This window comes from Pseudomonas sp. MF7453 (genome assembly GCF_016405455.1).
In the GTDB taxonomy this organism is placed as follows: Bacteria; Pseudomonadota; Gammaproteobacteria; order Pseudomonadales; family Pseudomonadaceae; genus Aquipseudomonas; species Aquipseudomonas paralactis.
Genome location: NZ_JAEKCN010000019.1, coordinates 36240 through 61215, shown reverse-complemented (window position 1 = coordinate 61215; position 24976 = coordinate 36240). Strand labels below are relative to the sequence as shown.

The window sequence follows — 24976 nt, the reverse complement described above, 5'->3', positions numbered from 1 at the left end:
AATCGGCCGACATCAGCGATCCAACGGTTTCCCTTATGAAAGATATTGACCTGATCAAACTACTGCCGGAACTCCAACCAGCGGTACTGCACCTCGACGACCATCCTGGTGGGGAGCCTATGAGCAGAGCAGTGATGGTTACTTACCGCCTCTCAACACCACCGCAAAGGGCGCGGATTTTCGACGAATCAGATCGCCCACAAGGTGATCTTCTATCGCCTACAAATTTCCCGGCCGAAGGGTGCCACGAGATCTGGGTTGGCAACAATTTGGCTGGGCTGTGTTCCCTTGAGTTGACAGCACTCCAGAGCAAAGGCGAGACCAGCTTTCATCTGATGCTCAAGGCCATTTATCTTGCGCCGGTTCACCGTAAGACTGGTCTGTGTCGCCGACTCTGTGAGGTGGCGTTTGAGCATGTCATGCAGCAGGTACTGCTGCTGATCATGACAACGCCGGATCGTACGACACGCCTGTTCGAGCTAGAAGCAGACGCACACCTGTACAGCTTGGGAGGTCAGGCAGCGATCAAGATCATCGCCGAGTTATTGGAAAGTAAGGTGCAACTGATTACTGCAAGCCGCGGTTATGCAGTTGAAGCGCACACGACGACGTGCAATTTTTAGCGAGGACGCATAATGAATGATCTGTCGAAAGCCCTACTGGGGATGGCGATACTGCCCCTCCCGTTACTGGGCTCGCTTGCTGCGTTACCTGACGTAGAAGCACCCAGCCAAGGAACCTGGGTAGTAGCCGGCATCGTCGCTGCTGCTGGCGCTCTCGGGGCTTGGTTTCTTGAGTGGACGGAGCGGAAAGTGGTGGCGAATCGCGTCGTCATCGACCTGAAGCCGAATCAAATGATCGTCGACGGAGTGCCGATCGACTGCCCGTTTTCCTCCATGACTCATTTCTTCAGGAGCCGCGATGCGCTTGTCGAGGCTGTTGGTATCGCCGTCAACGAGGCCATGCTCAAACAGGAGAAATTCCTTGTCGCACGAAAATCGGCACTCATCAGGATCTGGCCAGGGAGCTTTCAGGTGACCGACTTCGAGCTGGAGGCGCTTTCCGAGGCCATGACAGCCGAGTTCATTTCGCCGGCGTTTGAGCTGATGGGGCAACCGATGGCTCCGCAGGAAAACCGCAACCTCCCCAGTGCTCCGGCAGTGAATCGCTGAGCACACAACGCCTTCCGGACAGAGGAATCGAACAGTGGCCATCAACGAAGAAATTCAAGCGGTACTCAGCAACCCTGAAACCAGCTACTGGCTGAAGAGCAGTTTGGAGAATGCGCTCCACCGCGATTGTGTGGATGCGGCCAATGATGCCGATCTGCTGCACGACCTGCTGACTCGGCGGTGCGATGAAGCTTTGAATGCAGATCCAGCGTTGCCCCAACTGGAACAGACCATGATTCAGTCAGCCACTAACCGCTTTGAGGCAGTGATGTCCTACTTTGAAAAGATCAAGGACGGAACTGCTGATCAAGATGACGGGGAGCAGTTCAACAGTGATTACGCGGCCCTGAGCGCGGTTCTCGAGCTTGGCAGCCTCCGTGACGGCGGAATGAGTCTGGCCGGGCGCGCCATCCTAAGGAAGCTGGAGGAAGATTCCAGCGCTGCGTATCGCGCATGTGTTAGCGCTGTCCAAATAACTTTCGAGCGTATTCAATCCTGATGGCGCACTGCTGGCGCTGTAGAACGAAGCAGCCAGCCATTAGGGCAAGCGCATCCGTTCGTGATACATGACCTGTTTCAAGAGGTGCAGGGCCACCAGATCACCGCCCACCTGGTCGCGCCAAGACTGGTGGACGGTCTTATAGAGCTTGTCGACCTCTGCCAGCACACGCCGATATCGAGCTACTTCGAGCGCCAGGCGGCGTATGTCAGGATCGTCATGTGCTGACCAAATGCGACGCAACTCGTCGAGCGTCACCGGCTCAAATGGCGGCAGTTCCGAAGATGGCATAGCACGCCTCACTGTATGTAAAAACAGTATAGTCGCACAGGATTATGGTCGTTGCTTACACGGCCCGAATCAGAACAGATCGATCTGACCCAGTGAGCTACCACCCAGGCGGGCAATCAGCGCAGCGCGGTCATGCAGGATGGGCTGAAGATCGCTTCTGAAAATCTGGTTGGACATCCGCATCATCCGATTCCAGTCGCCATGGTCGCCCTTGTAGATCGCGATGGTTCCCAACCCCATCAGGTAATGCAGCCCCGCAGTCGGAGACTGGTCGAAGGTCACGCGGGACAGGGCGTTATCCAGCTCGAAGTTCACGAACAGCTCTGCACCTTCGCGATCGATCTCGAATCCGCTGCTGGTCACCACGTCCATGACCACCATGCCACTGCGTGTTGTGGTCAGGAACTCAGCATCGGCAGCAGCATGGGAAATACTGCGCAGGCCGTTGAACATTCCCTGGTACTGATCATCACAGAACGGCACCTCGACCTCGGGGTAGCGCAGGTCTGCCTCGGTGTACTTTGGCAGCGCCGCGATGTCTGGGATCTCATAGCGAACACCTTGCTCGTAGACCTCCAGGAACACCCTCATTGCGGTAAACGGCTTCTGGTATCCATACCGGCCCCAAAGCGCCTCGACCGCCAGCAGTTGCTGGATATCCAGGAGCGTGAAGCGCGGTTTGATACCGGCTTGCTGGGCGGCGTCAAACTCGTCGAGCTGGATCGTGAGCATGATTCCCAACAGCTCTTTGGTGAATGCCGGCGAGTAGGAATTCGGAGCGATTTTTATCGTCCCCGTTTCCTTATCAATCGTGCGCGCCAGCCAGCATCGAGCGCTCGGATCGAAGTGGCGGGCCTTGATGTAGTTCCGCAAGTCGTTCAGGGGCTTGAGCCAGTCGTACTCGCCGCCTTCCTTGGCAATCATGCTCTCGGCCGACGAGTCTCGAGAGACGCGCGTACATGACCAGCAGCCGTCCGATGGCCACACGCGGGGCGTTCGGATTGTTTCCCTGCCAGGTAGACGTTCACCATGCAGTCCCCGCCATTCATGTCGCGGTAGATCTCAACCAGCTGATTAAAGCGGTCGTAGCACTCAATCCGACCGGCTATCACCTGGCCGATGTAGCTGAACACGTCCATGGTGGTCATTTCAGCGATTGGGCTGAGTACCCAGTCGTGCCCGCCAGCGCCGGCGGCGAGGTTCACAGCTTCAAAGGCGCTCTCGCCGCGCTCAGACATTTTCCGCTCGCGCTGCACAGACTCATCGAACCGGGTACCGATCAGCGAAACGATATCGTCATCAGCACACTTGCGGCCGAGGCGAGCCGCGACATCCCTGAGGATTGCCTTCTTCACTCGCTTCAGTGGATCTGCTTTGGTCATTTGCTGGCATTTGGCGTTGGAGCCAACGCTGGCGATGATGCGCCCACCGACCAAGCTAACCAGGTAGTCATTGCTCAGGCCCGGCTTCGCTACCCACACCTTCAACTCGATGCCGGCAGCCTTCGCGTAGGCCTGCATTTGCTGCATCTGGCTCTGGTTGTAGCAGTGGATCACCGGGTTTTCCATGCGGGTGTCGGAGTGCATGACGTTCAAGGTCGGCACCGCGAAACCTTCGGTGGCCAGCTCGCGAATTGCAGTGAACGCGATGTTCAGCGTAACGCTTGAGTCCTTGCCGCCACTCCACGCCACAACAGGCTGCTTGCCGGCCCGCACGACGCGCTTCACAGCGTCGACCGCCCCGGCAATCTTCTCGGCCAGGGTCTTCTCAGGCCCACGAACAACATTGGCAGGCATCTCCTGGACGCCAGCGGAAGAGAACAGATCGACATCGAACAGCTGCATGACAAGCTCCGTGCTTGAATCCGGCTCCTCACTGGAGCTGATGGATTCAAGGTACGGCAGGCATCGGAAATCCCAAGGAACTGAGGTCGGCTTCGGTTCAGGAGAAATCCGCGGAGGAGTTTTTTAAACCGATCCGCAGCCTTCGGTTACGAATGCTCCAGCTGGCAACTGCCAGGCTTTGCCCTCTGGCGTGAATATCGGCAGTACGTACTCGCGCTGGCGCGCCTGGGCAAGTGCGTCCAGATCGGTGATATCGAACGCTTCCGCTGTGGCCGACAGATCCACCACGTTGATTTTCTGCCGGCTGATAGTGCACCCAAACTCGTCCTCGTAACCGGCTATCGGGGTAACCCGCTCAGGGAAGTATTTTTTGATGGTGGCCCATACCTTCGGGGAGTTGTAGATGCACGTCATGCAGCTGAAGCGACCCCAGCCCAAGCGATAGGGGAAATATCCGGTCAGAACCATACTCAACACCTAACCATAATGCTTGCGCTTGAGTATCTGTACTCAATGCGATATACGCATCAAAATTCGGGGATTTTAATGAAAATGACTAAGTGCCTCGCCGCTCTTGTTGCCGTATTTTCCCTCTCAGTGGGGGTTGCTGATGCGCGGGGCCTGCTGGACTTTGCGCTGCCGCACCATGCCGAGAAAAAGGAATACCGCTCGGGTAGCCTGGGGGCCGACGAAGCGCTTGCGCTTTATACGGCAAAGCAGCGTCAGAACTCCTTCGAGGCATGTGCTGACCAGTTTCCTGGTAATAAGCCCCTTGACCTTGCCAGTGTGCCAGTGGGCATGAAGCCTATGGCCTTGTGCTCGAACGGTTTTGCGGTCCTCTATTCCCAGACCAGCAAGACCCCGGTGGTGGTGGTGGAACGACTCTCAGCTTCACGGCTGCGGGACGCCAAGGGCGAGGAGCGCACCAATGAGTTCTTTGTTGACCCCCGCATCCCCACCAGTGGTCGCGCCGAGTTGAGTGACTACCGTAGTCAGCAACCCGCCGTGGATAGAGGGCACCTTAGCCCGGCAGCCGATTCCGCCGACCAGCATGCGATGGCACAGTCTTTCGCGCTCTCCAATATGGTGCCGCAGGACCCTTCGTCCAACAGAAAAACGTGGAATAAGGCTGAGCAGGACACCCGCAAGTACGCGCTCCGCGCTTCGGGCAATGTGTTCGTGTTCTCCGGTCCCATTTTTGATGAAGGTCACGAGACAGTAGGGAAGAACAACGTCTGGAAGCCCACGCGCCTCTTCAAGCTAGTTTATGACGAAGCGACGGGTCACGCCTGGGCTTTCGTGTTGCCTAACGCAGAATCCCTCCTGACTCGCCCCATGGATTACGCCACCTTCGTTAAGATGACTGGCATGCGGCTACTTGAGGGCCAACGCGTTACCGGCTCAATTTCATAGCAGGTCAAAGAGGATGTTGTCTCCCTGATGATTTATACGGAAACGGTCCTGGTTCAGGACAAGATTCGTGCTTTCGCGTCCACGGTGCTTCTTATCGTGGGCGTTTCTCCGCTTGAGCAACTGCTTGAGTTCTTCCGGGAGAAGCTAGTTTCCCTGTCAATGGAACGCACCTACGCCCAAGCGACGGGGCGGTTCATTGAATGGCTGTCCGTGCGCGCCCATGAGTTCACGGACACCCCCAAGCGCAGCCTGCTGTACACGGCGTTTCTCCATGACCTGCGGTTCGGCACTTACCAAGCGGGCGTCGATGCCTACGGGCTTAACTGGACAGCGACTTCACAGCAAAATGCCAAGCGCCTTACCCGAGCCTTGTTGGAGTTCAGTGATTGGCTGAATCAGCGCCATGGGGCCACGATGCTGAATCCGATTCATCACCAAGCCTCCCCGGCGGACCAGCTTATCTTCTGGCGCAAGTGGAACAAGCAGAAGGCGGCCTCGCTCCTCGCGCATACGAAGCGTCGTACTCGGGCGGAGGAATCTTCTCACCGGGGGCGACAAGCGCGATTGCCCCGAGACCGCAATGGCTTTTTGGCAGAAGCCAAGGCCTTCCCGGCGGAGCGTCTCGATGACTTGATATGGCAAGGGTTTATCAACCCAGGCCGGAAAGCGGATACGCGCCCCTGGGTGAAGTACAACCTACGCGACATACTGATTACGCTTCTCTGTACGTATGGAGGTTGTCGGCCTTCGGAGCCTCTGCACCTATGGGTTGATGACGTATACACCGATCCGGATGACTCCTCGATTGCGCTTGTGCTGGTCCATGAACCCACGGATGGGCTAGTGGATTATATCGACCCGATAACCGGCAGTAAGCGCAAAACCAATCGAGCCGATTTTCTTCAGCGTTTTTGTGGCGGCAGAAAGCCCCTCACGCAGGAAACAGGCCGCCGCCATTCCGGGTGGAAAGGGTGCTTGCTGACCCATCGGGAGCGCAAGGCCTACCAGGTGTTCTGGATTGATAAGAACGCGGGCCGCTTGTTCCTGACCCTCTGGCGCATGTATATCCAGTATGTGCGCCCGGTGACGCCGCAGGTGCCCTGGGCCTTTCTGACCCAGGATGGCCAACCTCTCGGCGTCGAGGGCTTCGACGACTCTTTTAGAGCCGCAGTACGCCGAATCGGCTTGCTCCCTGCCAAATGGGCCGGCGCCACGAGCCACGGCCTTCGGCATCGCTACGGCCAATGGCTCAATGACCTGGGGCTCGGCGACAAAGAGGGGCAAGTGGCCATGCACCATTTGAATGCCAAGAGCCAGGATGTCTATCGGCAGGTGGGCCTGGCCAAGGTGGTGGCTGCCATCGGAAAACTCACAGTGACAGCACTCCCTTCGTTTAAGGACACGGAATGACCTCGATTTGCCATCTCGACGACTACACCACGACGGTCAGTTCGCTAACGGGGCGCACCGTCTATGTGAACAATGATTTGAATCGATACCTAGTGAATCCGCACTGGGACCCGACTCCGCTGCCTGGCATTATCGAATCTTGGTTTGTTCGATTGTCTATCGTAGCGAGGGTTCGGCGCCGTCCGCCAGAATCTTTGCAGAATGCAGTTCGGGCACTTTCACATTGCGTTACGCGTGAATCCTTTGCGGAAGCCCTCGATAACCTGCTGGTGAACGAGCATAAACGTCATGCCGAAATTAAGCCCCCGAAATATTCCCAGCACATCTTGGTCGAATTGCTGGTGCAGCTATGGCATGCGGGGCTCATTGCGTGGCCTGGCCGCAATCAAAGGCCGTTCAACATGCCTACCATACATATATCAAATGCTGGATTCGGCAACGCACCCCCGGCGTATCTGACAACAATTCATTCATATTTAAGCCGCGACCTTGAAAGCAAAGACACCAATTTTGGGGACACTGCAAAGTTTCGGTTCCTGTTGGACAACCTGCTTAGCCGGTGTGGAATCGAAGATATTGGCGACATTACTCCCGAAACCTTTCAGCTTACGGTTGAGCGCAGTCGATTGGGTAAGCTGCACTCCGTAGCGATACAGCCTGTCCTGGGCATGCTGCGTGAGCAATATCCTGTTGTGGCCATCAACTGGACTCCCGACGATTTTGGCTTCTTCAAGAACAAGATGGGCCATTTGGCTCGGGACGACAACTTCAACTGGCTGCTTGCCAAAGAGCCTGAAATGGCCGATTGGGTCCGGCTGGCCATTGAGCACCTAGAAGCGAACCCGGCCAACTTCAAGAGGCGCAAGTCGTCGGTCAACAATTTCTTGAAGCATTACCACGAACATCCGGAGTTGCCTCGAAACCCCGCCGCTTATTTTGACATCCGCCGGAGGCCCACTGAGCTTTATGTGGTGCCTGGCAGGAAGGGCCGGCAAACCATGACGGTCCTTCATGAATTTCACAATGAGGTGCTGTTTAAGGTCTGTGCTCAGCCCGATGATAATGAGGTCCCTATCCTGAGGCCGGGCTTTGCGAACCCCTTGCCCAAAGGCACCTATAAGAACGTGAATCAAGGGGAGACTCATCGGGAAGCCATGCCTACGCGGCTCATTAGTCTTGCCAAGCATATCCTGACCGAAAACGACTTTGCCTGGGCGAAGGAGGCTGGACGAATCAAGGATACCTTCCGGTGGCTTAACCCGGTAGCGGGGCAATACGAGACCGTCTGGAGCCCGGTGCGGGCGTACACGCTTCTTATCAAGCTTCTGCTGCCGGCACGGACTTATCAGGTGCGCATGCTGGACAGTGGAGAGGGCGATACCTATCGCTACGGCAAGGATGGCCTTTGGGACACGAACCTAGGGCTTCACCATCCCAAAGCCGGTGGCGAGCCCGTAGAACGCGGGGTATTCAGAAAATACAAGCGAAAAGATGGAACCGATGGCTCCGTCTTTTACTTCAACACGAACAAGACCGGTGATGCCGACAAGGAAGTCAAGGGCTACGTAATGCCCTGGGAAAAGCATGATGCGCTGACCCTTTTGTCAGAGTTTCGGGACTGGCAGGAAAAATACAATCCCGTGAAGGGCCCCACCCTTTGGACCGACATCATCGAGCTCAAAAAGGTCAAGCACGTTGAGGACCTGGAGAAGATGGGCGCGAATTACTTCCTGTTCCGGGACCCTGCGAACCAAACCCGGCCCGACTTGCCCGTGACCGACGTGCGTATCCGCAATCTGTGGCTCAAGCTGATGGACGAGATGGAACGCCGGCTGGCCGATGCCGGGGAAACTTTGAGCAACGGGGACCCCATTCGCTTGGTGCTGACCCGGGATAAGAAAACGGGCCAACCCTCTACAGCTACCTTTGACCTCCATAGCCTTCGGGTCTCCCTTATTACGGCCATGTACGAGGAGGGCGTGCCGCCCGAGTACCTGATGAAGATTGTGGGACATGCGACGGTGCTCATGACCCTCTACTACACCAAGCTCCACGTGGAAACTTTGACGCTTCGCATGGACGAGGCGCTCCTGGAGCGGCAACGCAAATCCCAAGCTGAAATGGCGGGCTTCATCAAGTGTGCAAGCCGCCAGGAACTGGAGCAGGCGGCGGCCTACCGGCATCCCTCCGCCCTCGATGCGGCAAGCGGCGGCACAGGGGTAGGCCTATTGGTGATGGACCATGGCATTTGCCCTGTCGCGGCCAAGCGCTGCCACGAAGGCTTGGTGGTCCAAGACCTCACCAGTAATGTCACCCGCTTTCAGGCAGTGCCCGGCGGTGCATCTAATTGTGCACGGTGCCGGTTTTTCATGACAGGCCCGGCCTTCCTATTTGGACTGGAGGCCCACGTCAATGACTTGTCGTATCGGCTGAAGAAGGCATCGCTCACCTTCGAAAAAGCCCAGGAACGGTTTGATTCCTTGTCGGATGCTCACGCTGACGCCTTGAGTGGTGGTGCCCCCTTCCATAAACAACGCGAGCTAGAGATTGCAGAGACCGCCTTTGAGTCCTCTACGGCTGAGGTGGACGAAATCGCCTTAAGCCTACAAGCCGCGTATGCGCTTACCGAGCAGTGCATCCGCATTGCAGCCCAAGACAAGGGTGATGGTTTGGCCCTGGTCGCGGCGGGTGGCACTGGTCAGCTTGAAGCGGTCTTGTCGGAAGGCCATGAGTTCGAGCAGCTGAATCGAATCTGCGTTAATGCCACCCTTTTCGACGGGCTGAAAATCAATTGGCGGCAACCCAACCTAGAGCGCGCTCGCCTGTTTGACCGAATGCTGCGAAATTCTGGCCATGAGCCCCGGTTTTCCTTGCTGGATGACGAAGACGCCTTGCACGTGGCCAATGCCATGGGGCAATTCCTCTATGCTCGGCTGGAGGCCAACACAGTGCATGCCTTGGTAGATGGGCGAACGACTTTGCACGCCGTGGGGCTGGACAAGGCTTTCGCTACCCAATTGGACTTCATGAAGCCCAAGACCTTCGGCTTTGCGCAATCGGCAAATTTGTTGGAGCAAGTATGATGAGCAACGGCCTCCCCCTCACTGCCCCGGATATTCTGAAGGATGCGCGACAGCTATATCAGGCCCACCGGGCTGCCGCCAGCAAATCCTCGAAAGTTGAGAACCTTGATAAAGTCTGGGAGGTGCTGAACGCGATACGGGACGATGGCGACCGCGACTATTCGCTGGCCGAAGTGGGTCGGCGCCTGGAGTCCATCGGCGGGCCCAAGACGCAAAGCCTGCGCAATACCCAAGGCGCGTACTACCGGGAAATCATCACGGCCTTCGCCAATGCCGTCAGCGGCTCCACCCGATATGTGGCCAAGAGCAAGTCAAACGTCGAACAGGCCCTGGAGCTGATAACCGACCCCAGCATCCGAGCAACTCTCCGGGTCGCACTGGACGAGGCCAAGCGGCTCAAGGTTACCAACGACAACCTTCACGCGGCCTTTAAGGGGCTTCAGGTCGGAGCTTCTATTACGCCGACATCGCCCGAGGCCCCCGCTACCTTACCCGCTCCGGTCGCGGCATCTCCCGAATTGTCGCCTCGCCTGCGAAATGCGCTTAGCAAAGGTATTGACCCTTCCCGCTTGGCGCAACAAGGCCTCAGCATCACGGATGATGGTGGTATTCAAAATGAACATGGAGACAAGGTGTTCCCGCCTGCCTTTGTGCTTGCCATTCAAACAATTCTGCAAAGCTAGGTGCGTAATTGCACTGACTTGACCACTCATTTGCATTGCCAATGACAGCCAATTGCATCCGTGCTAGCTACAGCTCAGACCTCAAGTAACGCAATTGGTCATCTACCACCGGGGATTGATCCTGGCGGTATGCTTAGAAACGCCTCCTGCACTGGCCACATACAATCCAAGGGTGGTCTAATGGAGCACGAGCTGGAGGACGGCTCGACGCTTAAAGGTCGGTTTGCGGGACTTATCCGGCGATATCGAACCTGATATCCTCCCGGCCCTATCGCAAAGGTAAGGCTGGGAGCCTGAGATGAGTTTTATCCCGAGCTGTGACAACAGACACGACGCCATTTGCTCTCTTGCTGAGATCTACGCGGTTTCTACCGATGAGATCGAACGAGTGCTTCTAGCCCCGGCAGTGCTGGAAATCGCACAGGTGTACTCTGAAATTAAGCGACCGGAGTTCCATGGGGTTGTTTGGCACCTGCTAAAAGCCTACCCGCGCGATGACATCACCCACGCGTATTACTACCACTCGACGAGTTATGCGGGGTGCGACTCGTGGTTTGCCGAGGGGTTGTTGGGTTCCTCGCAAGGCGTGGGGCGCTTCTTGGATAAGATCATGGAGTGGGTACCCCCCGAAAAACGACCAACTGCAAAACAGCGGGCTGAGGGTATTGTGAAGCTTCGCAGCGAGTATGAAGGGTCTACAGCTGAGGGCACGGGCCCTTACGCGTGGAACACCTTCACTGCTGCAAGCACCAGTGAAAGCGGCATCCGATACCGCGTACCAGAGGCAGTCCAAGATCTATGGTCTAGCAGCTTTTGCGGAAGTGGCGGATTTGTCGACCTGCGCGGTGTCATCGAAGAGCGACTGAAGCCTGTCGTAGTCAAGTTCAAAGGGAAAACGACTGACATCGAGGACTACTGTGCGTCACTTTGGGCCTACCTGCTTTCGGATGACGGAGAATGTCACCTCACCCACACCTTCAAGGGCACCGGACAAACCATTCCCCGCGAGGACATCGCCGCGGTAATTGATGTGGAACGACTTGAAGGCTGAGCCGTATGAATGGCGAAATGTTTGACTCGCTGGTCGAGTCGAAAACGGCCGTGTCTGTTCTTTGAAAAGCTCGAGTGGTTGGGGATTTCGTCTTCAAGGCTCAACCGGCAGAACCAACGATACGCCAGGTTCAAATGCGCCTTTTCGCACAACCGCCGCTCGGAGCGAATGCCGTAGCAATAGCCCACGATCAGCATAGAATCATCAGTTCGGGATCAGTCGAAGGATGCCCAATAGGACTGTAGAAATCGGCGAGGTAATGGCGCAGGTCGGCCAGAAGCGGACGTTGGCAAGCGAACGATACCGGCCAACAGTCAATCCGCTATGCAGGTCGATTCAAGCTATAAATTCACCCAGGCCAGCAGCAAATTGGGACGCGATCAGGCAACCGTTTGCACCTCGATTACCGAAGGCATCGGCCCACCGGTCGTAAAAGTTTGGTGCTCGTGTGGAGGTGCGGGGCATTGAACACGCAGCGCACATGTTCTATGGCATTATGATACCGTCCGTGGGCGAGCATCACTGACGCGGCGTATTATTAACATCGAATTTCAACCCAGTCGGTTCTAATCGTTACAGCGTGGATCAGGGAATGGATGGCTATCACGGAAACTACAAATACAAAATAATTGAAAAAATCGGGGAAGGCGGCTTCGGATTTGTAGAGAAAATTGAGCTATTCAATATTGATGGTCATAGATGCGGTGAGTATGCGCGAAAATCCCTAAGTGATCTTGATCCAGAACTTCGCGCTGAGTTCCGAAGACGTTTTGCCCGTGAGGTGTCATATCAAGCTTCCTGCGTGCACACTCATGTAGCTAACATATATCTGTGCGATCTTAAATCAGACCTGCCATGGTTTATTATGGATCTCGCGGCTGGCGATCTGCAGAAGGACATCGAAAAAGGGACGCTCACCACATCTCAGAAGATCGATGTGCTACTAATGGTTGCGGATGGCCTTATATACTTACACTCTATGGGCTATCTACATCGCGACATAAAGCCCTCCAATATTCTCCGGTTCAAAGATGGTATTTACAAGGTGTCAGATTTTGGCTTGGTTAAGAATTTAGACAAAAGCTCAGAATCAGAAGTTATCACGAAAATTGCAACAGCAATGGGCACCGCGAAATATATGGCTCCTGAGATATCCATTGCAGGCGATTACAGCAAGAGAACGGATATTTTTGCTCTCGGGGTTCTGCTAGAGGATCTGGAAATGCTGGAAAATCCAGGCGTTCATAAAGTCTATATGAAAAGTACGGCCCGGCGCCCCCCCGATCGTTACGCAGAAGTTCAAGAAATGCGAAATGAGCTTGTCGCCGCCATCTCAGGAGAGCCGAAATGATAAAATTATTAAGCTCAAGTGTATTCTCATTTCCAAAAGAGGTAGCGCGGAAAAATGAAGATTCTGTTCTACCACCACGCAAGGTAGGAAGTGGCTTTCTTATGGCGATTGCAGATGGTGTCGGGTCTTATGCTGGGGCAAGCAGCGCATCCGAGTCTGCTATCGAGTATTTGATAGGGTTGCAGCCGTCGGCTTTCGAAAGCACTGATGCTATTGAAAAAATCTTTGAACAGATCAAAGTTCGCGTCTCAAATCTTACTCATGAAGATCCTAGCTACTATGAAGCCGCGACCACTTTAACTTTCTGCTATGCGGGAGAAAAGGGTATAAAAATAGGTCATGTTGGAGACTGTCGTGTTTATCTTAAAAGTGATAGTAAGCTTATCCAGGTCACTAAAGATCATACCCAACACCAGATGCTTATAGACGAAGGTTTATACAAGCCTTCTGAGCTCAAAGAAGCCAGCGGAAAAAATACGCTGTTTTCGGCCATATCAAAAAAAATCAACCTGCACTTCCAAGAGATTTTTTTGAGGTATGATCAAGTTTGTGCACAGGATGGAAGTGTCAGCTTGTTCATTATGTCTGATGGCGCTTATCATCCATGGGAATTGAGGCCGCGCTTTCTTGAGAGCACTTTGGAAGATCCAAGTCGGTTTGCGGCAAATTTGCGAAGACGTATCGTGCGACTGGTGCCGACGGACGATTGCTCGCTTGTAGCTGTTAAATTGACAGTCAAGCCACAGCTTGATCTATTCGATTAGATTTATGTTGACCTGGCTGCATTAGCTGCGAGCTTTAATGTAGCCAGGTTGTTTCTCTTCATAGCAAAAATAACCTTTCCCTGACAGAGCTATCGTGGTTTTAATTCAGGGGCTATTTGATGCATAGAGCGCATGGTCGTCCGCATTATATCTTATCGGTCATTGTTGGATGCTTCTTGTGGCCGCTCTCTGCCCGACGCTTCAGTCGGGGCACGGTTAGTATCTGCCGATGACGACTGGCTCACCTGTGAGTGTCCGAAGCAAAGAGAAACGTTTCATACGGGCATATCGAGAATGCTGCTCCGCAGAGAGACGGAGAGTCAACCTCTCCACTGCGGACACCCGCTAATGGCCGCTCTCTGACCGACGTATCGGGCGGAAGTCGGCCTATTGCAAACGCTTAGCGGGTAATCAAGAATTATTATGGCACGCCCTTTCTATCTTTGGGTGAGTCTTTAAATTCAAACGAAATATTCACGCTAGGCGGAATTCCTACGTCAACGCTAAACCCGAAACCTCTGTCGAACTGAGAGCAATTCAATGCAGCTATCCCTCGAGCTTCGTAATCATACAATCCTATTTGTGACCTCCAACGATATAGAGAGGGATGCGCTGATCTCAGCGCTGAACATTTGCGGCGTTAAGATGCAGCGCAAGGCTATCGGTCTCCTGCAGCGTCTTAGGGTGGGTGTTCTAGCGGGGTATCCCGTTTGCCTACTTAGCGCAGAGCGGGGCAGTCATGGAAAGGCGTCAGTAGGGATGTTGTTACCTGAGGTGTTGCAAACACTATGTCCACGACTCGTCGTGCTCAGTGGTTTTTGCTACGGAAACTCCGCAGTTGGCGACCTGCATGATGTAGCTATTTCGAACAAAATTGTTTCCCTTATAGACTTTGTTGCGAAGGAGGGAAGCTTGAAGCTGCGCTCTCAACCTGTTTTGTCATCACGTATCGACGACGAACAGTTGAGCAGGATCGTTGGTGCGGTTACGCCGAGGTTCAACCAAAGTGTTAAGGCGCTGGGGATATCGTCGAAGATTGTCACGGGTACGGTATATAGCGGGGAAGTCTTTTCCGAAGACGAGTCGTTCGCCTCGACGTTATTCGGTGCCGACAGCAGCGCAGTTGGCGGGGACATGGAGGGTCAGCCTGTTGCAGCTCAATGTAATCAGAGAGAGATCCCTTGGATTTTCGCCAAGTCGCCAAGTGACAAAGGCGGAGGTACTGCTGGCACAAAGAACGCACAAGTATACTCCGCAAAAATTGCTGCAATCGCTGCTTGCCACCTAGCACAGGAATTCATAAGTACCGAGGGGCTTTCGGTATCAAAAGTGCTCAGCGAGTATATTGGCGAGAATGGAGATGATCCTATGCTTGATATTCTCGATGACGCCTCTGTACATCAGTTAATGGGAAACAGAACGTACGCTGAAAAGATTGGTGGGTTTGTCAATAAGTGTTCTCTTGGAGTCAGCTATGACGCTGGATTTAGATCCCACCTGATCGCTGTCTTGAAGGAAATGGTTGAGAATTCGGTTAAGTGGGGGCAGTCATCTCGAATTCAACTTCGGGGAGGTGCGCAAGAGATCACACTAGATAGCGATGGAAGAGTGTTCAATCCTCTGACTGAATTTCAAAAGATGAAAGTGAGCGGGGGCGGTCAAAGGGATCTGGCTTCGTTCCTAAGCGCGTATGGGCCATCGGGTAGTGGGATCGTTGACGTTAATTGGTATGCGGAAGATGGATCGCAATCGCTGGTTTTTAGGTTGAAGGAACTTTCTTGTGAGCTTCGCCAGAGCTATTTCTGTACTTTGATGCTGACAGCCGAAGATCTTCGCGGCTACGCGTTCTCTTACATGCCTCTTGGTGATCTATCAAATTGTCGTGAGGTTTGGCTCGATGCCAAGGACCTTTTTTTAAGTGGTTCGGATGGTATGTTGCTTTCGAATCTGTGCGCTAAAATCCCTAAATCGGTTGAACGTATATACATACGATGGATTAATCCCCGCTACGCACATGAATTCAAAGAGCATTTCGCTTTCGATGCTCGAGTCGTGTTTGTCGAGGGTATGACTAACTAAATTTGCAGCCAGTCCGCTAACTGGCTGACCGCTATTGGCCGCTCTCCGCTAGATGGTCCAGGCGGGAGTCGGCCAAAAACGGACGGTCAAATGTTCGCGGATGCTTGTGGAAAGTGTCTATGTGATGACCCATTCCTCAGATAGTACGTGAGCCCTACCCAAAAATTGACGCGCTAGGCGAGAGTTCTCTGCCGATCATAGTTACTAGGTGTGCTGGTCAAATCTGATGCAGTCGGTGGTCAGTCGAAATGCAAACTCCTGGTCAAGTGCAATGCAAACGAGTGGGTCAGCTCCGATGCAATCAGGTGTGCAATTTCGCAGCTAGGCGCATGAATAGGTAAGAACAACAGCAAACATTGAGTATGAACTCCTGCCGGGTATTTCAGGTGACACCTCCACTCGGTGACGAGAAAGCAGCTCCCACACCTGTTCTTCGCTGTAGTGCAGCACCGGTCGCCAAGCATCTACGTGCCGGCCGAGGCGACCCTTGCGCCGGTCGACGGCGTGAGGTTCCAGCTGATTGTATTTGCTGCGGTTGCTCGACTCAGCACGGCGCTCACCTGTGACGAACAAGGTCTTGGTACCGAGAAAGCGTTCCTGATTGGTGATGGCCCTACGGCCTACATCGATCTTGGCTGCGGAGCTACACCAGCGTGTTGTCAGGCTGGCGCTTTGCTGAGGAAACCGGCGGCGGGTCGCCGGTGATGTCCGACTGGTATCCCGATCCAAGCAGATAATTCCGCCTGGAGTTTCGACCATGTGAGGCTTGGAGTAGGCGTCCATCTTGAGCAATTCGCCCTCGATGCCACCCTGCAACCAGGAGAAATAGAGCGGCAGATTGAATGCAGCTGCGAACTTCTCGATGAAACTGTCATTGAAAGCCCAGTCCATGAGGGTGCTCCCCTCTGCACCATCCACCCGATGGTGCCAGAGCTCAACACGACGCAGATCCACACCCTGTTCGATCAGTGCCAGCAGGCAAGCGATGCTGTCCTTGCCAGACACACAGACTACAACGTGGTCATAGCTGTCCAGATCCACTGTCGGCGCATCGAAATAGGTTCCCTCTGCCAGCACAGCAGGCTCAGGCTCGAACCCAAGCAGGGTGAGCTGCTGGCCCAGTGCCGGGATAACTACCTGGTCGTCGAACTGGTGTGCGCGGGAGATTGACGGGTGCATTGGCTGTCCTCTGAGCACCTACCTGGTGCCTACAGACTCAGCCTACGGCGGCAACGGGAAATCCCAACTGATGGGCGGTGGAGGCGGCTCCTCCCTGCGACAGGAGGAAGCCGAGGAGAAATCATCTACAGGAAACAGAGCACGATCGGCTGCTACTTGGCTGCGCTTCTCCTGGATGGGATGGCTCTTGCGTGGCCGGGCTCACCAATCCGACCGATTCAGACGGTACGTGCCTGGAAGGCAGTTCTCGGCATGGCTCAACTTCGCTTCGGCTTCGGCCTGATCGTCCGCGCGGTCGATGGCGATCCAGTCGCCGTTCAGCTGGCGCTCCTCCACGAACCACACAGGGTCATCTTGTTGCTGCATCAACTCGCTGGGTGCGTTTGCCATCGTGGTCTCCATTCAGTTTTATTCGTCGATCCAGCCCTTCGCTTTCATGCGTTCAGTTTGCCGGTTCAGCCAATCCAACTGGTCGAAATAATCTCGCTCCGAGCCGTCCGGGTACTCTTTCGGGTTGATCGCACGGTGCTCGGCTAGCTCGGCCAAGTGCTTTCGCCCGCGATCACGACGATCCGCCCAGATGGCCGCGCCGACCTCGAGCAAGTGTGGATCATTCTCGCGGTGCTGGTGGTAGTAGGTGGCCATCTCGACAAAAATTGCGAAGTGCTGTTGGTCGAAGTTGGCCAGGGCGTCACCCCGGAACTGCCCTAGCTGGCCGTTGTAGCAGCTCAGGGCAAAATCTTGGAGCGCGCCAGCGGCGCTGTAGGATTGGTGGAGCAAGATCTCTCGGTGCTTCAGAAACGGAGATTCAGTTGCCATGATGTGTCCTTCTTCATTGTGAGGCCCGAAAGTGGCCCTCTCCTATGACCCCAGCCCCGCTAAGCGGGGCGTGGGCATTAACGGGGTTCGCCCTGCAAAACTCCACTGAAGAATGGGAGTTAGCAATAGGGCTTCTGACCACGAGCGACACGCTCTTTGACAGATTCAGTGGCGGTACGGGTTACTTTTCGACATTGGTACCAGCTATACAGCCAACGTGCCGCAGTCAAAACCACAACTAAGCCACCGAGAGCTATTACCAGTTTTAGGATGCCCAGGAACGGTTCCATCGGTTCGCCTTGACCTGCCGCCTTGACAGAAAATGACACTGCCAGAATTAACAACCCCATAGGTACGTTCATCATTTTTGTTCCCTCTCCGTTGCCCTAGGCGGACTCCCACTCGATCACGTCCCAGTCATAACTCACTTCGCAAAGGTCGCCGGCAGTTCGCCAGGTACAATCGTCCTCGACCACGCGGACTAGGCGATGCTGCTGGACAGTCCCACTGCTGCAATGCCTGAGTTTGCACTGCACGGGCACCCCTGGAGCAGGCATGAGGTCTTTTGTCTTGATCCAGACCAATGTTTTCGCCTCCGCTTTTCGTCAAACAGATCAGTCGTCAGCCTGGTTGCCGGCAATGATCGCGTTCAGCACGGTTTCGTCATCGTCAAACCAGCCGTCTTCAGCCAGGCCCAAGTTCCCGTCGAGGATGACGCAGACCGCCAGAGCGGCTTCCGCAGGATCTGCACCGTATTCACGAATCACACCCTCGATCTGTTTGCGCAGCAGGTGTGCAGGCTCGACTTGGCCTACGCCACGCTCAGCAGCAGGATCTGCAAGCTCCAGGGGTGTCTGCCCCTCAGCCATAGGATCGGTGGTGACGATGGCACCGGACTGGGTGCGAAATTTCATTTCCATGGATGGGTTCCTAGAACTTGATGCTTGTGGGCGCATAGGCGAGTTTGAAGCGGTACGCAATGATCGGCCCTCGCTTGACGCCACCCCAGTACGTCGTTGCAGTTGATGACTTATCTGGTACCACGAGCGTTCGCATAAGCAGGGTGAGTTCTTTGGCTGCATCCAACAGCCACAGCGGCTCGTAGTCGGGCTGGGGGCGGTCAGCATCAGCAAACAGCAGGTATGCCCGCTGAAGCTCGACGCTATATGCGAGGCCGACATTCTTGTGTCCGATGAGCGAATGCATGCACACCAACTCATAGCGATCACTGTCCGCGTCGACACCATCTCTGAGGGCGTGGCGATACTCGGCCAACATCTTTTCTGCTTCAGCGCATGCGTCAGCAATGGGCGTTTTGCCCTTCCCACTGGAGCGCAACGGGTCGCCGATAGTGAATGTTCCTGTAGGCATATCAGTCATTTTTCGTTCTCCATTGGGTCAGCTCCTGTCGGGCTTCTGGTTCCTTGGGTTAGCAGTCGTCACACAGAAACAGCCGCTCGGCATGGCTGCGTGGGTCGTTCTTGTGAGGGCCGCAATTCATGTTGCAGACCTTCGACGCCGGGTCGAACTTGGCCAGCTCGGCCGGGTCGGCGCGCGGCCACTCAATAGGCATTTCAGCCGGTGGCTGTGCTGGCTTTGACTTGCGGGCTTTCGCACTCATAGCGGGGCGGACTCCTCTTCAGAGTCTTTCGCCACTTTCGCTTCGCTTTTGATTTTCAGGATGACATCTGCGAGCTGCTGGCTTGAGCCGTTATCGTTGTGTGGCCATGGGCCGAAAGGCTGCGATGAAAGCCGGTTGAAAACGATCAAGCCAGGGCAGCGGTATTCAAATGGGCCAGTGGATTGGAACCGGACAAAGGCAACCGGGCTGGTGCATCCCGGCATATCGGTTATTTCTCCTATTTCCTTCATGAGAGCAACATCTGCCCAGCCAGCTTGATCGTTGTTGAAGAACGTCAGGTGGTCATATGCGGACTTACCACCTACGAAGCATGCCAAAGCAACGAGTGTCAGCTGGCCCATCGGCCAAAAGCCTTTGGAGTCAGCCGCTCTTTTCCACAGCGAGGGGATGTAGAAGAGTAGGGCCACTGAGGCAGCCAAAAGCAGATAGACGGTTAGCCGCGCAGTATCGACGCCAAGAGTTTCCCCCGGAGCGCCATCTGGGCCAAAGAAGAGGTAAAGCAGTGGTGCGCAGTAGGCCATGCCTACAGCATAGGAAGCCAGCACGAGAACCATTTGACGTAGCCGCTGCCCAGGGCCGGGGGAAACCAAGGCCAACGTAGCGCGAGCGACGGTACCAATGACCACGATCAGCAGAACAACGGAGCATAGGAGGATGTAGAGCATTATGATTGACGCCTTTAGCGCTTTTCGGTGGATTTACCGCCGAGTTGGTAGAGATCGAGATTTATGCGAGGGGTGCGTACTCGGTTATCCACTGCCTTCCTTCTTGCTGCCGTTACCCGAGAAAAGCAGCACGAATGGGGTTACAAGTAGCCCGCCCCCCATGAAGAACATGAAGAAGATGCCCAGGCCATCGCCCGGCTGTAGCCCGGTTCCAGCAGCGGTCGCCATCGCCCGATAGTGGTCGGCCTGTGCCCCAACGACACGCACAAGAACTATCGTCACGGCGCACACCACCAGAGCTTGCCAACCCTTGCGGATGTCCAGGTGATCGACGAACGTCCACAACCAAGTGAGGGCTGCGCCAATTGCCAGTAGGATCAACAGCCAGTAGAAGAGACCAGCTATATCGGCGATAAATGCAGCTCCCAACATGTTCAGCACTCCTTCAGCGCGTCATACCTTTGATGACCAAGACATCGTTGCGTAACCGAAAATTGGCACCATCTCACGGACTTAGCCCCAATTAAGGGGCCGTGGTCTGCTGCGGGATTTTCTTGTATCAGCTGTATAGCGCGTCGTTATACGGCACAACCTCGTCAATGGCATCCCAAGCGTCCGAACAGCAACTTTTTCCTCGAATGTGCTGGAGAACATCTACAAGCTCGGATTCGCGTGCTTCTGCGTTGGCTTTTGTTGCAGCCAACTCATCAAGCAGATCGTTCACACCTGAACCGCCAAACGGCCCAAGCACACTGGTAGCATCGCACCAGGTATCAGGCTCATGGCCAACGCCTTCGCTCAGGTACTGCCAGCCTTCCTCTGTCTTGCGCAGCTCCAGGGGGCCGAACTGCATCGTTACTTGCTCGCTCATGGGCACTTTCCTACTTCACTTCTTCGTAATGCCACTGGACAAGCTCAAACGCCGCCTGCTTTGCCTCGGCTTCGATCTGTTCAGCAGTAGCGTTGTCATCGACCTCGAATTCAAATTCCACCTCAGATCCTTGTACATCAGTCTTAATTGTGCCGGTGAAAGTGCGCATCGCGGTCTCCTCTATTTGCCTGCGACTAGGATAAAGGCCGGCGCAGATATCCCAAGTCGGGGCAGGCATTTTCCCACACCGATTGAAGATGAATTTATCTGGGTAAGAGGTACAGGGCGGGCGGAAGCTTTCGAGTGGCCTGCGCCAAGCCCCGAGGTGCATCAGTGGCTGGCGCGGTATTTGTGCGGGGCTTTAGGGGAGCGAGCGTCGGTGCAGGGCCAGCAGTTGAGCCAGAACCCACTGCCAGTATCCAAACTGGGTCTGGTTGTTGCGCACTGCTTGAAGCCACTGGTAATTGGTCAAGAAAGGGTGATCGTTGCCACGCTGTGCATATTTCCCCTCCAGTTGCGCCGGGGTGAGATCGAGATCGGGAAAGTAGGCTTCCGGTAGGTGATTGGGCACCAAAGCGAAGTCTGTGATGGCTCTTCCAATCGAGATGGATATTTCCTGGCCGGTTTCGTCACACCGGAGCGTCCTGATCTCACCCTCACGGCCAGTCACTCGCCACGCATACCCGGTCGGGGTAGCAGACGCCGGATCATCCGAGGGCACCGTCTCTTCTTCGCTGTAAACAACGAACTCCAGTGGAAAAAATATCTCTGCAATCATGCGATCAAGCTGATCCAGTGTCCGCCGATGGATGCCGGAACCCTCGGCCTCAATCAATGCCAGCAGGGTCGCTCTCGATGCGTTCAGTTCCTGGTAAAGCTCTGCCAAGTGCTGAGGTACGGAGGGGTCAACGTGAGTCATATTTGCTAGTCCTAACCAGGGGAGTGTGCACATAAAACCGCTCCGCTGGCCCTCTGGGCATAGCGTAAATAGCGAAACGGGTATTCTTAAACGTGGTTTTAATTGTTCCTGCCGATAACGCTTCTGTCTATGGAGAAGCGACCACCTACACGCGGGCGACCGGCAGGAACATCAAGCTTTGACCCTCAGGTGGCAGGAGCTTTTGGCAATGTCGTACGCGAAGAACGCCTAAAATCGGGCCTAGCTCAAGAGAAACTTGCTCTCCTGGCTGGGGTTGAGCGGGCGCACCTGGGGAAAATCGAGCGGGGCGAGAGTCTGCCCACACTTCCCTTGATTATGAGATTGTCCAAAGCCCTCGAAGTTAAAGCCGCTGACCTGATATCGCAGATGGAGCAGCGGCTGGATCAATGCGAAGACGGAAGCGGTTGAGTTAGGCGGATTGCGGAACAGCAGGGAACGGAAAAGCGTTTTGAGAGCCGGACGCCAGATCCACTGTGATCCAGTGCTTATCGGTTTCCCCCGTCCGCAGCAACTCCCACACAATGCTCATTCCGGCAGTTGTAACTGCCCGGTTGACCAAGCAGTCCTGCGAACGAATGGCTTCCGCAACCGAGCAGGATTTTTTGGTGTCATCTTCGAGCGTTTCGATTTCAGGGTAAGCGTCCATCACGTTGGGGTAGATGCCCCTCTTGTCTACATGCGCAGCGCCGAACACAACCTGTCCATGGCGGGCCTCGTTGCCGAGGTCAAGCCACATGCAGTGTCGGGATAGCAGCGCGCTGCTGGCGATTGCGCGGCGGGCCGAAGAAAGGTCAACAGCGGAAATGATCAAGTCGGCGGCGCGCATCGCCTCTATGGTCTCTTGGCTTGGGAATCGGAAGGGCAGGGCCTCCCAGGACGTACCCAGCATGAGATTGTAACGATTCACCAAACTGATTGCTTTGAATTGGCCCAAGTCACACGGCCAGAAACGCTGACGTACGAGGTTCGGCTCGCGCACGATGGCATCGTCAATTACCGTGACCTCCAGACCCTCTGGATGGCCGAGGGAGCGAAGCGCATGGTGGAAGCTGGCCAGCGCATCAACCACCTCACTGCCATTGCCACCGGCCCCGATAACCACAATGCGTGGTGCGCGTTCAACCCACGAGGCTGGCGTCTTGTAGATCGGCGATTGGTGAGCTGTGATCGGATGAACGCTCATCGCGCACCCCCTTTGATAGCTTGCGCTAGCGTTAGCGGGCCACTGTATGACCCTGCTGAAACCAGTTTAGAGGCTGGGAACCGCTTCGATCCTTTCTCGTTCAGTGCTCGATAGAACTCCTTCAAGGCCTCAAACGAGCGGCAACCCGCCACCGGCTCAACCGTGCCGCTGTGGGTGTTATCGCTCTCCAGCACGAAGTTCTCCCAGGCCGGGATGTTCTCACGTCGAACATCGCGGGGAACATTGCCGCTGCCAGTGCAGAAGGTTCCGCCTTGGTACACGTTCCCCAACGGAGCATAGAAGAGTTCTGTCTCCGGCGTCGGGCGCTGATTGCCCTTGAACGCAAAGCAACGGAAGGATTGGTTGGCCGCAGCGATGAAGATCAAGCCCGGCAGCGGGGCGCGTATGCGCTCGCCAAGAATCGGAATATCGTGCACACCAGGGCGGCGGTACCACGCCAAGACGGTGCGTGAGCTGAACAGATAACTCTCAGGGAGAAATTCTGCTCCGGCATCCTCATTCAACAGCAGAGCAGCCAGTTCGGATTTGTCGTAGGGACTGAATGCCCTCCCAGCGCCCAGCGTGAAGCCAGCCTTACCATCTTCCAGCGCGATGACGCTGTGACTGGTGACGGTGACCACGCCGGTCTGGCTGTGGTGATGTATCAGCATGGCCTTGCTCGAAACTTTTTCACTCAGCATTACCGCATTCCTCTAAAGCGTCGGCGATTCGCTGCAACAGACCTAGCGTCAGCGATAGCGCATCTAGAACTGGCAGGGTGACGGTGCGCAGTTGATCAGGACTCAGCGGTAACCCAATTGCAGGGAAGCCAGAGCCGCTGACAATGCCGTCAAAACCGTCATAGCTACTCTGCTCTAGATTTGGAAAATCCCTAGTCAGGCACACCAGAATGCTCTCGAAAAGAGAAACCCCATCACCGGCTGTGCCTGGGAAATCATGGGGGTTGAACTCTTTGAGCGATCCACTGGCCTCATGCTCCAGGCAGTGCTGCAAGGCTTCCGCCAGCACTTGAACCAACGGGGCGTGTGCATCATCACGCTCACAGATTTGCCGCGCCTGATCGGACAGCTCCTCGATCTCGCACCGATCTCCCTGGCCAAGGGTGGCTCCAGCTATCTGTTTCAGTTCATCCATCTCATAGATGGCGTCAAGCAAGCTGTTTACAGAATCCTCGTCTTGGCCGTGGCAGTAGAGATATTCGGCGATGTAATCATCATGCTCGACCGAATCGTCCAGCAGGAAGGCGCACAGTTCCTCTCTAGAGTGTGTTGCCAAGCGCGGAGATAGCTCCTCGAAAGCTTCCGAAAGCCCGTGGTTGAGGTAGCTATGCGGCCCCAGGAAGGTCATTGGCGTATGGAACGGCAGCAGATGGCGTGTCATCGCGTCGAGTGTCTTGAAAAGAAGCACCCGCAGTTCCAAGCTCGCTGGCGCTTGAACTGTGAAAGTAGCGAAGCAGCTCGACTCCAGGATGAAATGACCGTCCTGGATTCCGAAGGCGTAGGCGTCCTCGACGGATGTGGGCAGCTTGACCCGGCCAATCAACGAGCGCTCCAGCTCCGCCATTATCCTGCCTGCCCCATCAGGGCCTGCCTCGATGTGGGGGGCGAGCGCATCAAGTCCGACCAGCCCAGCCTCTACAGCGGCTATTGCATAGGATGCCGTCTCAACTGGATCGACGTATGGGGTATTCAGCCGATTCAGCAGGCTGGTGCGCTGTGGAAAAAGGCCTTCATCACTGATGGCAAAGCACGCACCAAGGCGCTGTACTACCTCGCCCGTAAGGCGATGCAGCCCGTAGCTATTTGGGTACTGCCGAAGCCATTCGATTGAGCTTTCAGCTACCAGACCAGCTTCCAAGGCCTCCCGGCACAGCATGCTATGAGCTTGGTGGTCGACCACCCCTGCATAGTCCCGGCTGAACAGTTGGGCCTGTGCTTCACGCATCACAGGCCCAACATTCGGCAAGCTAAGAGGTGTCAGCGCGGCAGTTGGAAGTCGATAGTGCCGGGATTGGCG

At 55.3% G+C, this 24976-nt stretch carries 31 protein-coding genes and 1 pseudogene; 12 read left to right on the top strand and 20 right to left on the bottom strand.

All coding sequences use genetic code 11. The features are described from left to right. Window positions 1–35 precede the first annotated feature (35 nt). The 3 genes from JFT63_RS24830 to JFT63_RS24820 are packed head-to-tail and all read left to right on the top strand — an operon-like array spanning window position 36 to window position 1671. Window positions 36–623: a hypothetical protein gene (locus tag JFT63_RS24830; RefSeq protein WP_016969806.1), complete on the top strand. Its 588-nt coding sequence runs from the start codon at window positions 36–38 to the stop codon at window positions 621–623. 12 nt (window positions 624–635) lie between these two features. Further along, on the top strand, window positions 636–1172 hold the full coding sequence (locus tag JFT63_RS24825; protein ID WP_172691839.1) for a hypothetical protein: 537 nt from the start codon (window positions 636–638) through the stop codon (window positions 1170–1172). Between the two features lie 34 nt (window positions 1173–1206). Further along, complete coding sequence (locus JFT63_RS24820; protein WP_016969808.1) at window positions 1207–1671, top strand: hypothetical protein; 465 nt, start codon at window positions 1207–1209, stop codon at window positions 1669–1671. 39 nt (window positions 1672–1710) lie between these two features. Here the strand turns inward: JFT63_RS24820 and JFT63_RS24815 are convergent, their stop codons facing one another. The 4 genes from JFT63_RS24815 to JFT63_RS24800 form a co-directional block, all read right to left on the bottom strand. Then, entirely contained in the window at window positions 1711–1962 is a 252-nt protein-coding gene (locus tag JFT63_RS24815) for a hypothetical protein (protein WP_016969809.1), read from the bottom strand. A 69-nt stretch (window positions 1963–2031) separates the two neighbouring features. Then, entirely contained in the window at window positions 2032–2886 is an 855-nt protein-coding gene (locus JFT63_RS24810) for a hypothetical protein (RefSeq protein WP_198844947.1), read from the bottom strand. Next, on the bottom strand, window positions 2883–3806 hold the full coding sequence (locus JFT63_RS24805) for a phosphoadenosine phosphosulfate reductase domain-containing protein (RefSeq protein ID WP_198844946.1): 924 nt from the start codon (window positions 3804–3806) through the stop codon (window positions 2883–2885). Before JFT63_RS24805 ends, JFT63_RS24810 begins: the two co-directional genes overlap by 4 nt. Window positions 3807–3929: 123 nt before the next feature. Continuing rightward, window positions 3930–4274, bottom strand: a complete 345-nt coding sequence (locus tag JFT63_RS24800) for a hypothetical protein (RefSeq protein ID WP_198844945.1) — start codon at window positions 4272–4274, stop codon at window positions 3930–3932. A gap of 78 nt (window positions 4275–4352) precedes the next feature. Here JFT63_RS24800 and JFT63_RS24795 point away from each other — a divergent pair, with 78 nt between their 5' ends. The 5 genes from JFT63_RS24795 to JFT63_RS24775 all read left to right on the top strand — a co-directional run bounded on the left by JFT63_RS24795 (window position 4353) and on the right by JFT63_RS24775 (window position 11446). Further along, complete coding sequence (locus tag JFT63_RS24795) at window positions 4353–5219, top strand: DNA/RNA non-specific endonuclease (protein ID WP_034138996.1); 867 nt, start codon at window positions 4353–4355, stop codon at window positions 5217–5219. Window positions 5220–5246: 27 nt separating this feature from the next. After that, complete coding sequence (gene gmtY, locus JFT63_RS24790; RefSeq protein ID WP_198844944.1) at window positions 5247–6629, top strand: gamma-mobile-trio recombinase GmtY; 1383 nt, start codon at window positions 5247–5249, stop codon at window positions 6627–6629. Then, on the top strand, window positions 6626–9712 hold the full coding sequence (gmtZ, locus tag JFT63_RS24785) for a gamma-mobile-trio integrase GmtZ (protein WP_034138763.1): 3087 nt from the start codon (window positions 6626–6628) through the stop codon (window positions 9710–9712). Before gmtY ends, gmtZ begins: the two co-directional genes overlap by 4 nt. Continuing rightward, entirely contained in the window at window positions 9712–10395 is a 684-nt protein-coding gene (gene gmtX, locus JFT63_RS24780; RefSeq protein WP_034138995.1) for a gamma-mobile-trio protein GmtX, read from the top strand. Before gmtZ ends, gmtX begins: the two co-directional genes overlap by 1 nt. A 298-nt stretch (window positions 10396–10693) precedes the next feature. Next, on the top strand, window positions 10694–11446 hold the full coding sequence (locus tag JFT63_RS24775; RefSeq protein WP_034138762.1) for a hypothetical protein: 753 nt from the start codon (window positions 10694–10696) through the stop codon (window positions 11444–11446). Between the two features lie 38 nt (window positions 11447–11484). Here JFT63_RS24775 and JFT63_RS24770 read toward each other — a convergent pair. Further along, a pseudogene (locus JFT63_RS24770) lies at window positions 11485–11723 on the bottom strand (transposase); the annotation flags it as partial. Window positions 11724–12038: 315 nt separating this feature from the next. On the opposite strand from JFT63_RS24770, the gene JFT63_RS24765 reads away from it, so the two are divergent. From JFT63_RS24765 to JFT63_RS24755, 3 genes are all read left to right on the top strand, one after another. Then, window positions 12039–12797 (top strand): serine/threonine-protein kinase, encoded by a 759-nt coding sequence (locus tag JFT63_RS24765; RefSeq protein WP_034138761.1) that lies wholly within the window; start codon window positions 12039–12041, stop codon window positions 12795–12797. Next, window positions 12794–13561 (top strand): PP2C family protein-serine/threonine phosphatase, encoded by a 768-nt coding sequence (locus JFT63_RS24760; RefSeq protein WP_034138760.1) that lies wholly within the window; start codon window positions 12794–12796, stop codon window positions 13559–13561. The genes JFT63_RS24765 and JFT63_RS24760 overlap by 4 nt, the downstream gene beginning before the upstream one ends. 540 nt (window positions 13562–14101) lie before the next feature. Then, on the top strand, window positions 14102–15640 hold the full coding sequence (locus JFT63_RS24755; RefSeq protein ID WP_034138759.1) for a phosphorylase family protein: 1539 nt from the start codon (window positions 14102–14104) through the stop codon (window positions 15638–15640). 321 nt (window positions 15641–15961) lie between these two features. On the opposite strand, the gene JFT63_RS24750 is transcribed toward JFT63_RS24755, so the two are convergent. The 12 genes from JFT63_RS24750 to JFT63_RS24695 form a co-directional block, all read right to left on the bottom strand. Next, on the bottom strand, window positions 15962–16819 hold the full coding sequence (locus JFT63_RS24750) for a phosphoadenosine phosphosulfate reductase domain-containing protein (protein ID WP_198844943.1): 858 nt from the start codon (window positions 16817–16819) through the stop codon (window positions 15962–15964). A gap of 201 nt (window positions 16820–17020) precedes the next feature. Further along, window positions 17021–17209 carry a hypothetical protein gene (locus JFT63_RS24745; protein WP_033039631.1) on the bottom strand — a complete coding sequence of 63 codons (189 nt, stop codon included), beginning with the start codon at window positions 17207–17209 and terminating at the stop codon, window positions 17021–17023. A gap of 18 nt (window positions 17210–17227) precedes the next feature. Further along, window positions 17228–17638, bottom strand: a complete 411-nt coding sequence (locus tag JFT63_RS24740) for a hypothetical protein (RefSeq protein ID WP_033039634.1) — start codon at window positions 17636–17638, stop codon at window positions 17228–17230. Between the two features lie 119 nt (window positions 17639–17757). Further along, on the bottom strand, window positions 17758–18003 hold the full coding sequence (locus JFT63_RS24735) for a hypothetical protein (protein ID WP_131657989.1): 246 nt from the start codon (window positions 18001–18003) through the stop codon (window positions 17758–17760). Window positions 18004–18252: 249 nt separating this feature from the next. After that, window positions 18253–18558: a hypothetical protein gene (locus JFT63_RS24730; protein ID WP_172691835.1), complete on the bottom strand. Its 306-nt coding sequence runs from the start codon at window positions 18556–18558 to the stop codon at window positions 18253–18255. A 10-nt stretch (window positions 18559–18568) separates the two neighbouring features. Further along, complete coding sequence (locus tag JFT63_RS24725) at window positions 18569–19018, bottom strand: hypothetical protein (RefSeq protein WP_102685537.1); 450 nt, start codon at window positions 19016–19018, stop codon at window positions 18569–18571. A gap of 49 nt (window positions 19019–19067) precedes the next feature. Then, complete coding sequence (locus tag JFT63_RS24720; protein WP_102685538.1) at window positions 19068–19259, bottom strand: hypothetical protein; 192 nt, start codon at window positions 19257–19259, stop codon at window positions 19068–19070. Next, the gene (locus tag JFT63_RS24715) at window positions 19256–19945 is read right to left on the bottom strand and encodes a hypothetical protein (RefSeq protein WP_047883083.1); all 690 of its coding nucleotides are present in this window, start codon (window positions 19943–19945) and stop codon (window positions 19256–19258) included. The genes JFT63_RS24720 and JFT63_RS24715 overlap by 4 nt, the downstream gene beginning before the upstream one ends. An 84-nt stretch (window positions 19946–20029) precedes the next feature. Further along, complete coding sequence (locus JFT63_RS24710) at window positions 20030–20377, bottom strand: hypothetical protein (RefSeq protein WP_172691832.1); 348 nt, start codon at window positions 20375–20377, stop codon at window positions 20030–20032. Window positions 20378–20504: 127 nt separating this feature from the next. Continuing rightward, entirely contained in the window at window positions 20505–20816 is a 312-nt protein-coding gene (locus JFT63_RS24705; protein ID WP_033039648.1) for a hypothetical protein, read from the bottom strand. Window positions 20817–20826: 10 nt separating this feature from the next. Continuing rightward, a complete protein-coding gene (locus JFT63_RS24700) occupies window positions 20827–20985 on the bottom strand; it encodes a hypothetical protein (protein WP_156796377.1) in 159 nt (52 codons plus the stop codon). A gap of 192 nt (window positions 20986–21177) precedes the next feature. Further along, window positions 21178–21735 carry a hypothetical protein gene (locus JFT63_RS24695; protein ID WP_047883085.1) on the bottom strand — a complete coding sequence of 186 codons (558 nt, stop codon included), beginning with the start codon at window positions 21733–21735 and terminating at the stop codon, window positions 21178–21180. A gap of 129 nt (window positions 21736–21864) precedes the next feature. Between JFT63_RS24695 and JFT63_RS24690 the strand changes: the two genes are divergently transcribed. Beyond that, window positions 21865–22164, top strand: a complete 300-nt coding sequence (locus tag JFT63_RS24690) for a helix-turn-helix domain-containing protein (protein ID WP_011600738.1) — start codon at window positions 21865–21867, stop codon at window positions 22162–22164. Window position 22165: 1 nt separating this feature from the next. On the opposite strand, the gene JFT63_RS24685 is transcribed toward JFT63_RS24690, so the two are convergent. Genes JFT63_RS24685 through JFT63_RS24675 form a run of 3 tightly spaced genes read right to left on the bottom strand, consistent with a single transcriptional unit; the run spans window position 22166 to window position 24904 of the window. Further along, on the bottom strand, window positions 22166–22939 hold the full coding sequence (locus JFT63_RS24685; RefSeq protein ID WP_084341307.1) for a PRTRC system ThiF family protein: 774 nt from the start codon (window positions 22937–22939) through the stop codon (window positions 22166–22168). Next, window positions 22936–23640: a PRTRC system protein B gene (locus tag JFT63_RS24680; protein WP_198844942.1), complete on the bottom strand. Its 705-nt coding sequence runs from the start codon at window positions 23638–23640 to the stop codon at window positions 22936–22938. Before JFT63_RS24680 ends, JFT63_RS24685 begins: the two co-directional genes overlap by 4 nt. Next, window positions 23630–24904 carry a hypothetical protein gene (locus JFT63_RS24675; RefSeq protein WP_169715556.1) on the bottom strand — a complete coding sequence of 425 codons (1275 nt, stop codon included), beginning with the start codon at window positions 24902–24904 and terminating at the stop codon, window positions 23630–23632. The genes JFT63_RS24680 and JFT63_RS24675 overlap by 11 nt, the downstream gene beginning before the upstream one ends. Between the last annotated feature and the right edge of the window lie 72 nt (window positions 24905–24976).

Bases quoted from the DNA above. Each gene is read 5' to 3' on its own strand.
- JFT63_RS24775 (WP_034138762.1), top strand. From the start codon at position 10,694: ATGAGTTTTATCCCGAGCTGTGACAACAGACACGACGCCATTTGCTCT.
- JFT63_RS24725 (WP_102685537.1), bottom strand. From the start codon at position 19,018: ATGACTGATATGCCTACAGGAACATTCACTATCGGCGACCCGTTGCGC.
- JFT63_RS24730 (WP_172691835.1), bottom strand. From the start codon at position 18,558: ATGGAAATGAAATTTCGCACCCAGTCCGGTGCCATCGTCACCACCGAT.
- JFT63_RS24740 (WP_033039634.1), bottom strand. From the start codon at position 17,638: ATGGCAACTGAATCTCCGTTTCTGAAGCACCGAGAGATCTTGCTCCAC.
- JFT63_RS24685 (WP_084341307.1), bottom strand. From the start codon at position 22,939: ATGAGCGTTCATCCGATCACAGCTCACCAATCGCCGATCTACAAGACG.
- JFT63_RS24675 (WP_169715556.1), bottom strand. From the start codon at position 24,904: ATGCGTGAAGCACAGGCCCAACTGTTCAGCCGGGACTATGCAGGGGTG.
- JFT63_RS24810 (WP_198844947.1), bottom strand. From the start codon at position 2,886: ATGATTGCCAAGGAAGGCGGCGAGTACGACTGGCTCAAGCCCCTGAAC.
- JFT63_RS24680 (WP_198844942.1), bottom strand. From the start codon at position 23,640: ATGCTGAGTGAAAAAGTTTCGAGCAAGGCCATGCTGATACATCACCAC.
- JFT63_RS24765 (WP_034138761.1), top strand. From the start codon at position 12,039: ATGGATGGCTATCACGGAAACTACAAATACAAAATAATTGAAAAAATC.
- JFT63_RS24755 (WP_034138759.1), top strand. From the start codon at position 14,102: ATGCAGCTATCCCTCGAGCTTCGTAATCATACAATCCTATTTGTGACC.
- JFT63_RS24690 (WP_011600738.1), top strand. From the start codon at position 21,865: ATGGAGAAGCGACCACCTACACGCGGGCGACCGGCAGGAACATCAAGC.
- gmtY (WP_198844944.1), top strand. From the start codon at position 5,247: ATGATTTATACGGAAACGGTCCTGGTTCAGGACAAGATTCGTGCTTTC.
- JFT63_RS24800 (WP_198844945.1), bottom strand. From the start codon at position 4,274: ATGGTTCTGACCGGATATTTCCCCTATCGCTTGGGCTGGGGTCGCTTC.
- JFT63_RS24830 (WP_016969806.1), top strand. From the start codon at position 36: ATGAAAGATATTGACCTGATCAAACTACTGCCGGAACTCCAACCAGCG.
- JFT63_RS24745 (WP_033039631.1), bottom strand. From the start codon at position 17,209: ATGGCAAACGCACCCAGCGAGTTGATGCAGCAACAAGATGACCCTGTG.
- JFT63_RS24720 (WP_102685538.1), bottom strand. From the start codon at position 19,259: ATGAGTGCGAAAGCCCGCAAGTCAAAGCCAGCACAGCCACCGGCTGAA.
- JFT63_RS24825 (WP_172691839.1), top strand. From the start codon at position 636: ATGAATGATCTGTCGAAAGCCCTACTGGGGATGGCGATACTGCCCCTC.
- JFT63_RS24815 (WP_016969809.1), bottom strand. From the start codon at position 1,962: ATGCCATCTTCGGAACTGCCGCCATTTGAGCCGGTGACGCTCGACGAG.
- JFT63_RS24760 (WP_034138760.1), top strand. From the start codon at position 12,794: ATGATAAAATTATTAAGCTCAAGTGTATTCTCATTTCCAAAAGAGGTA.
- JFT63_RS24695 (WP_047883085.1), bottom strand. From the start codon at position 21,735: ATGACTCACGTTGACCCCTCCGTACCTCAGCACTTGGCAGAGCTTTAC.
- JFT63_RS24710 (WP_172691832.1), bottom strand. From the start codon at position 20,377: ATGTTGGGAGCTGCATTTATCGCCGATATAGCTGGTCTCTTCTACTGG.
- gmtZ (WP_034138763.1), top strand. From the start codon at position 6,626: ATGACCTCGATTTGCCATCTCGACGACTACACCACGACGGTCAGTTCG.
- JFT63_RS24750 (WP_198844943.1), bottom strand. From the start codon at position 16,819: ATGCACCCGTCAATCTCCCGCGCACACCAGTTCGACGACCAGGTAGTT.
- JFT63_RS24795 (WP_034138996.1), top strand. From the start codon at position 4,353: ATGAAAATGACTAAGTGCCTCGCCGCTCTTGTTGCCGTATTTTCCCTC.
- gmtX (WP_034138995.1), top strand. From the start codon at position 9,712: ATGAGCAACGGCCTCCCCCTCACTGCCCCGGATATTCTGAAGGATGCG.
- JFT63_RS24705 (WP_033039648.1), bottom strand. From the start codon at position 20,816: ATGAGCGAGCAAGTAACGATGCAGTTCGGCCCCCTGGAGCTGCGCAAG.
- JFT63_RS24735 (WP_131657989.1), bottom strand. From the start codon at position 18,003: ATGATGAACGTACCTATGGGGTTGTTAATTCTGGCAGTGTCATTTTCT.
- JFT63_RS24700 (WP_156796377.1), bottom strand. From the start codon at position 20,985: ATGCGCACTTTCACCGGCACAATTAAGACTGATGTACAAGGATCTGAG.
- JFT63_RS24715 (WP_047883083.1), bottom strand. From the start codon at position 19,945: ATGCTCTACATCCTCCTATGCTCCGTTGTTCTGCTGATCGTGGTCATT.
- JFT63_RS24805 (WP_198844946.1), bottom strand. From the start codon at position 3,806: ATGCAGCTGTTCGATGTCGATCTGTTCTCTTCCGCTGGCGTCCAGGAG.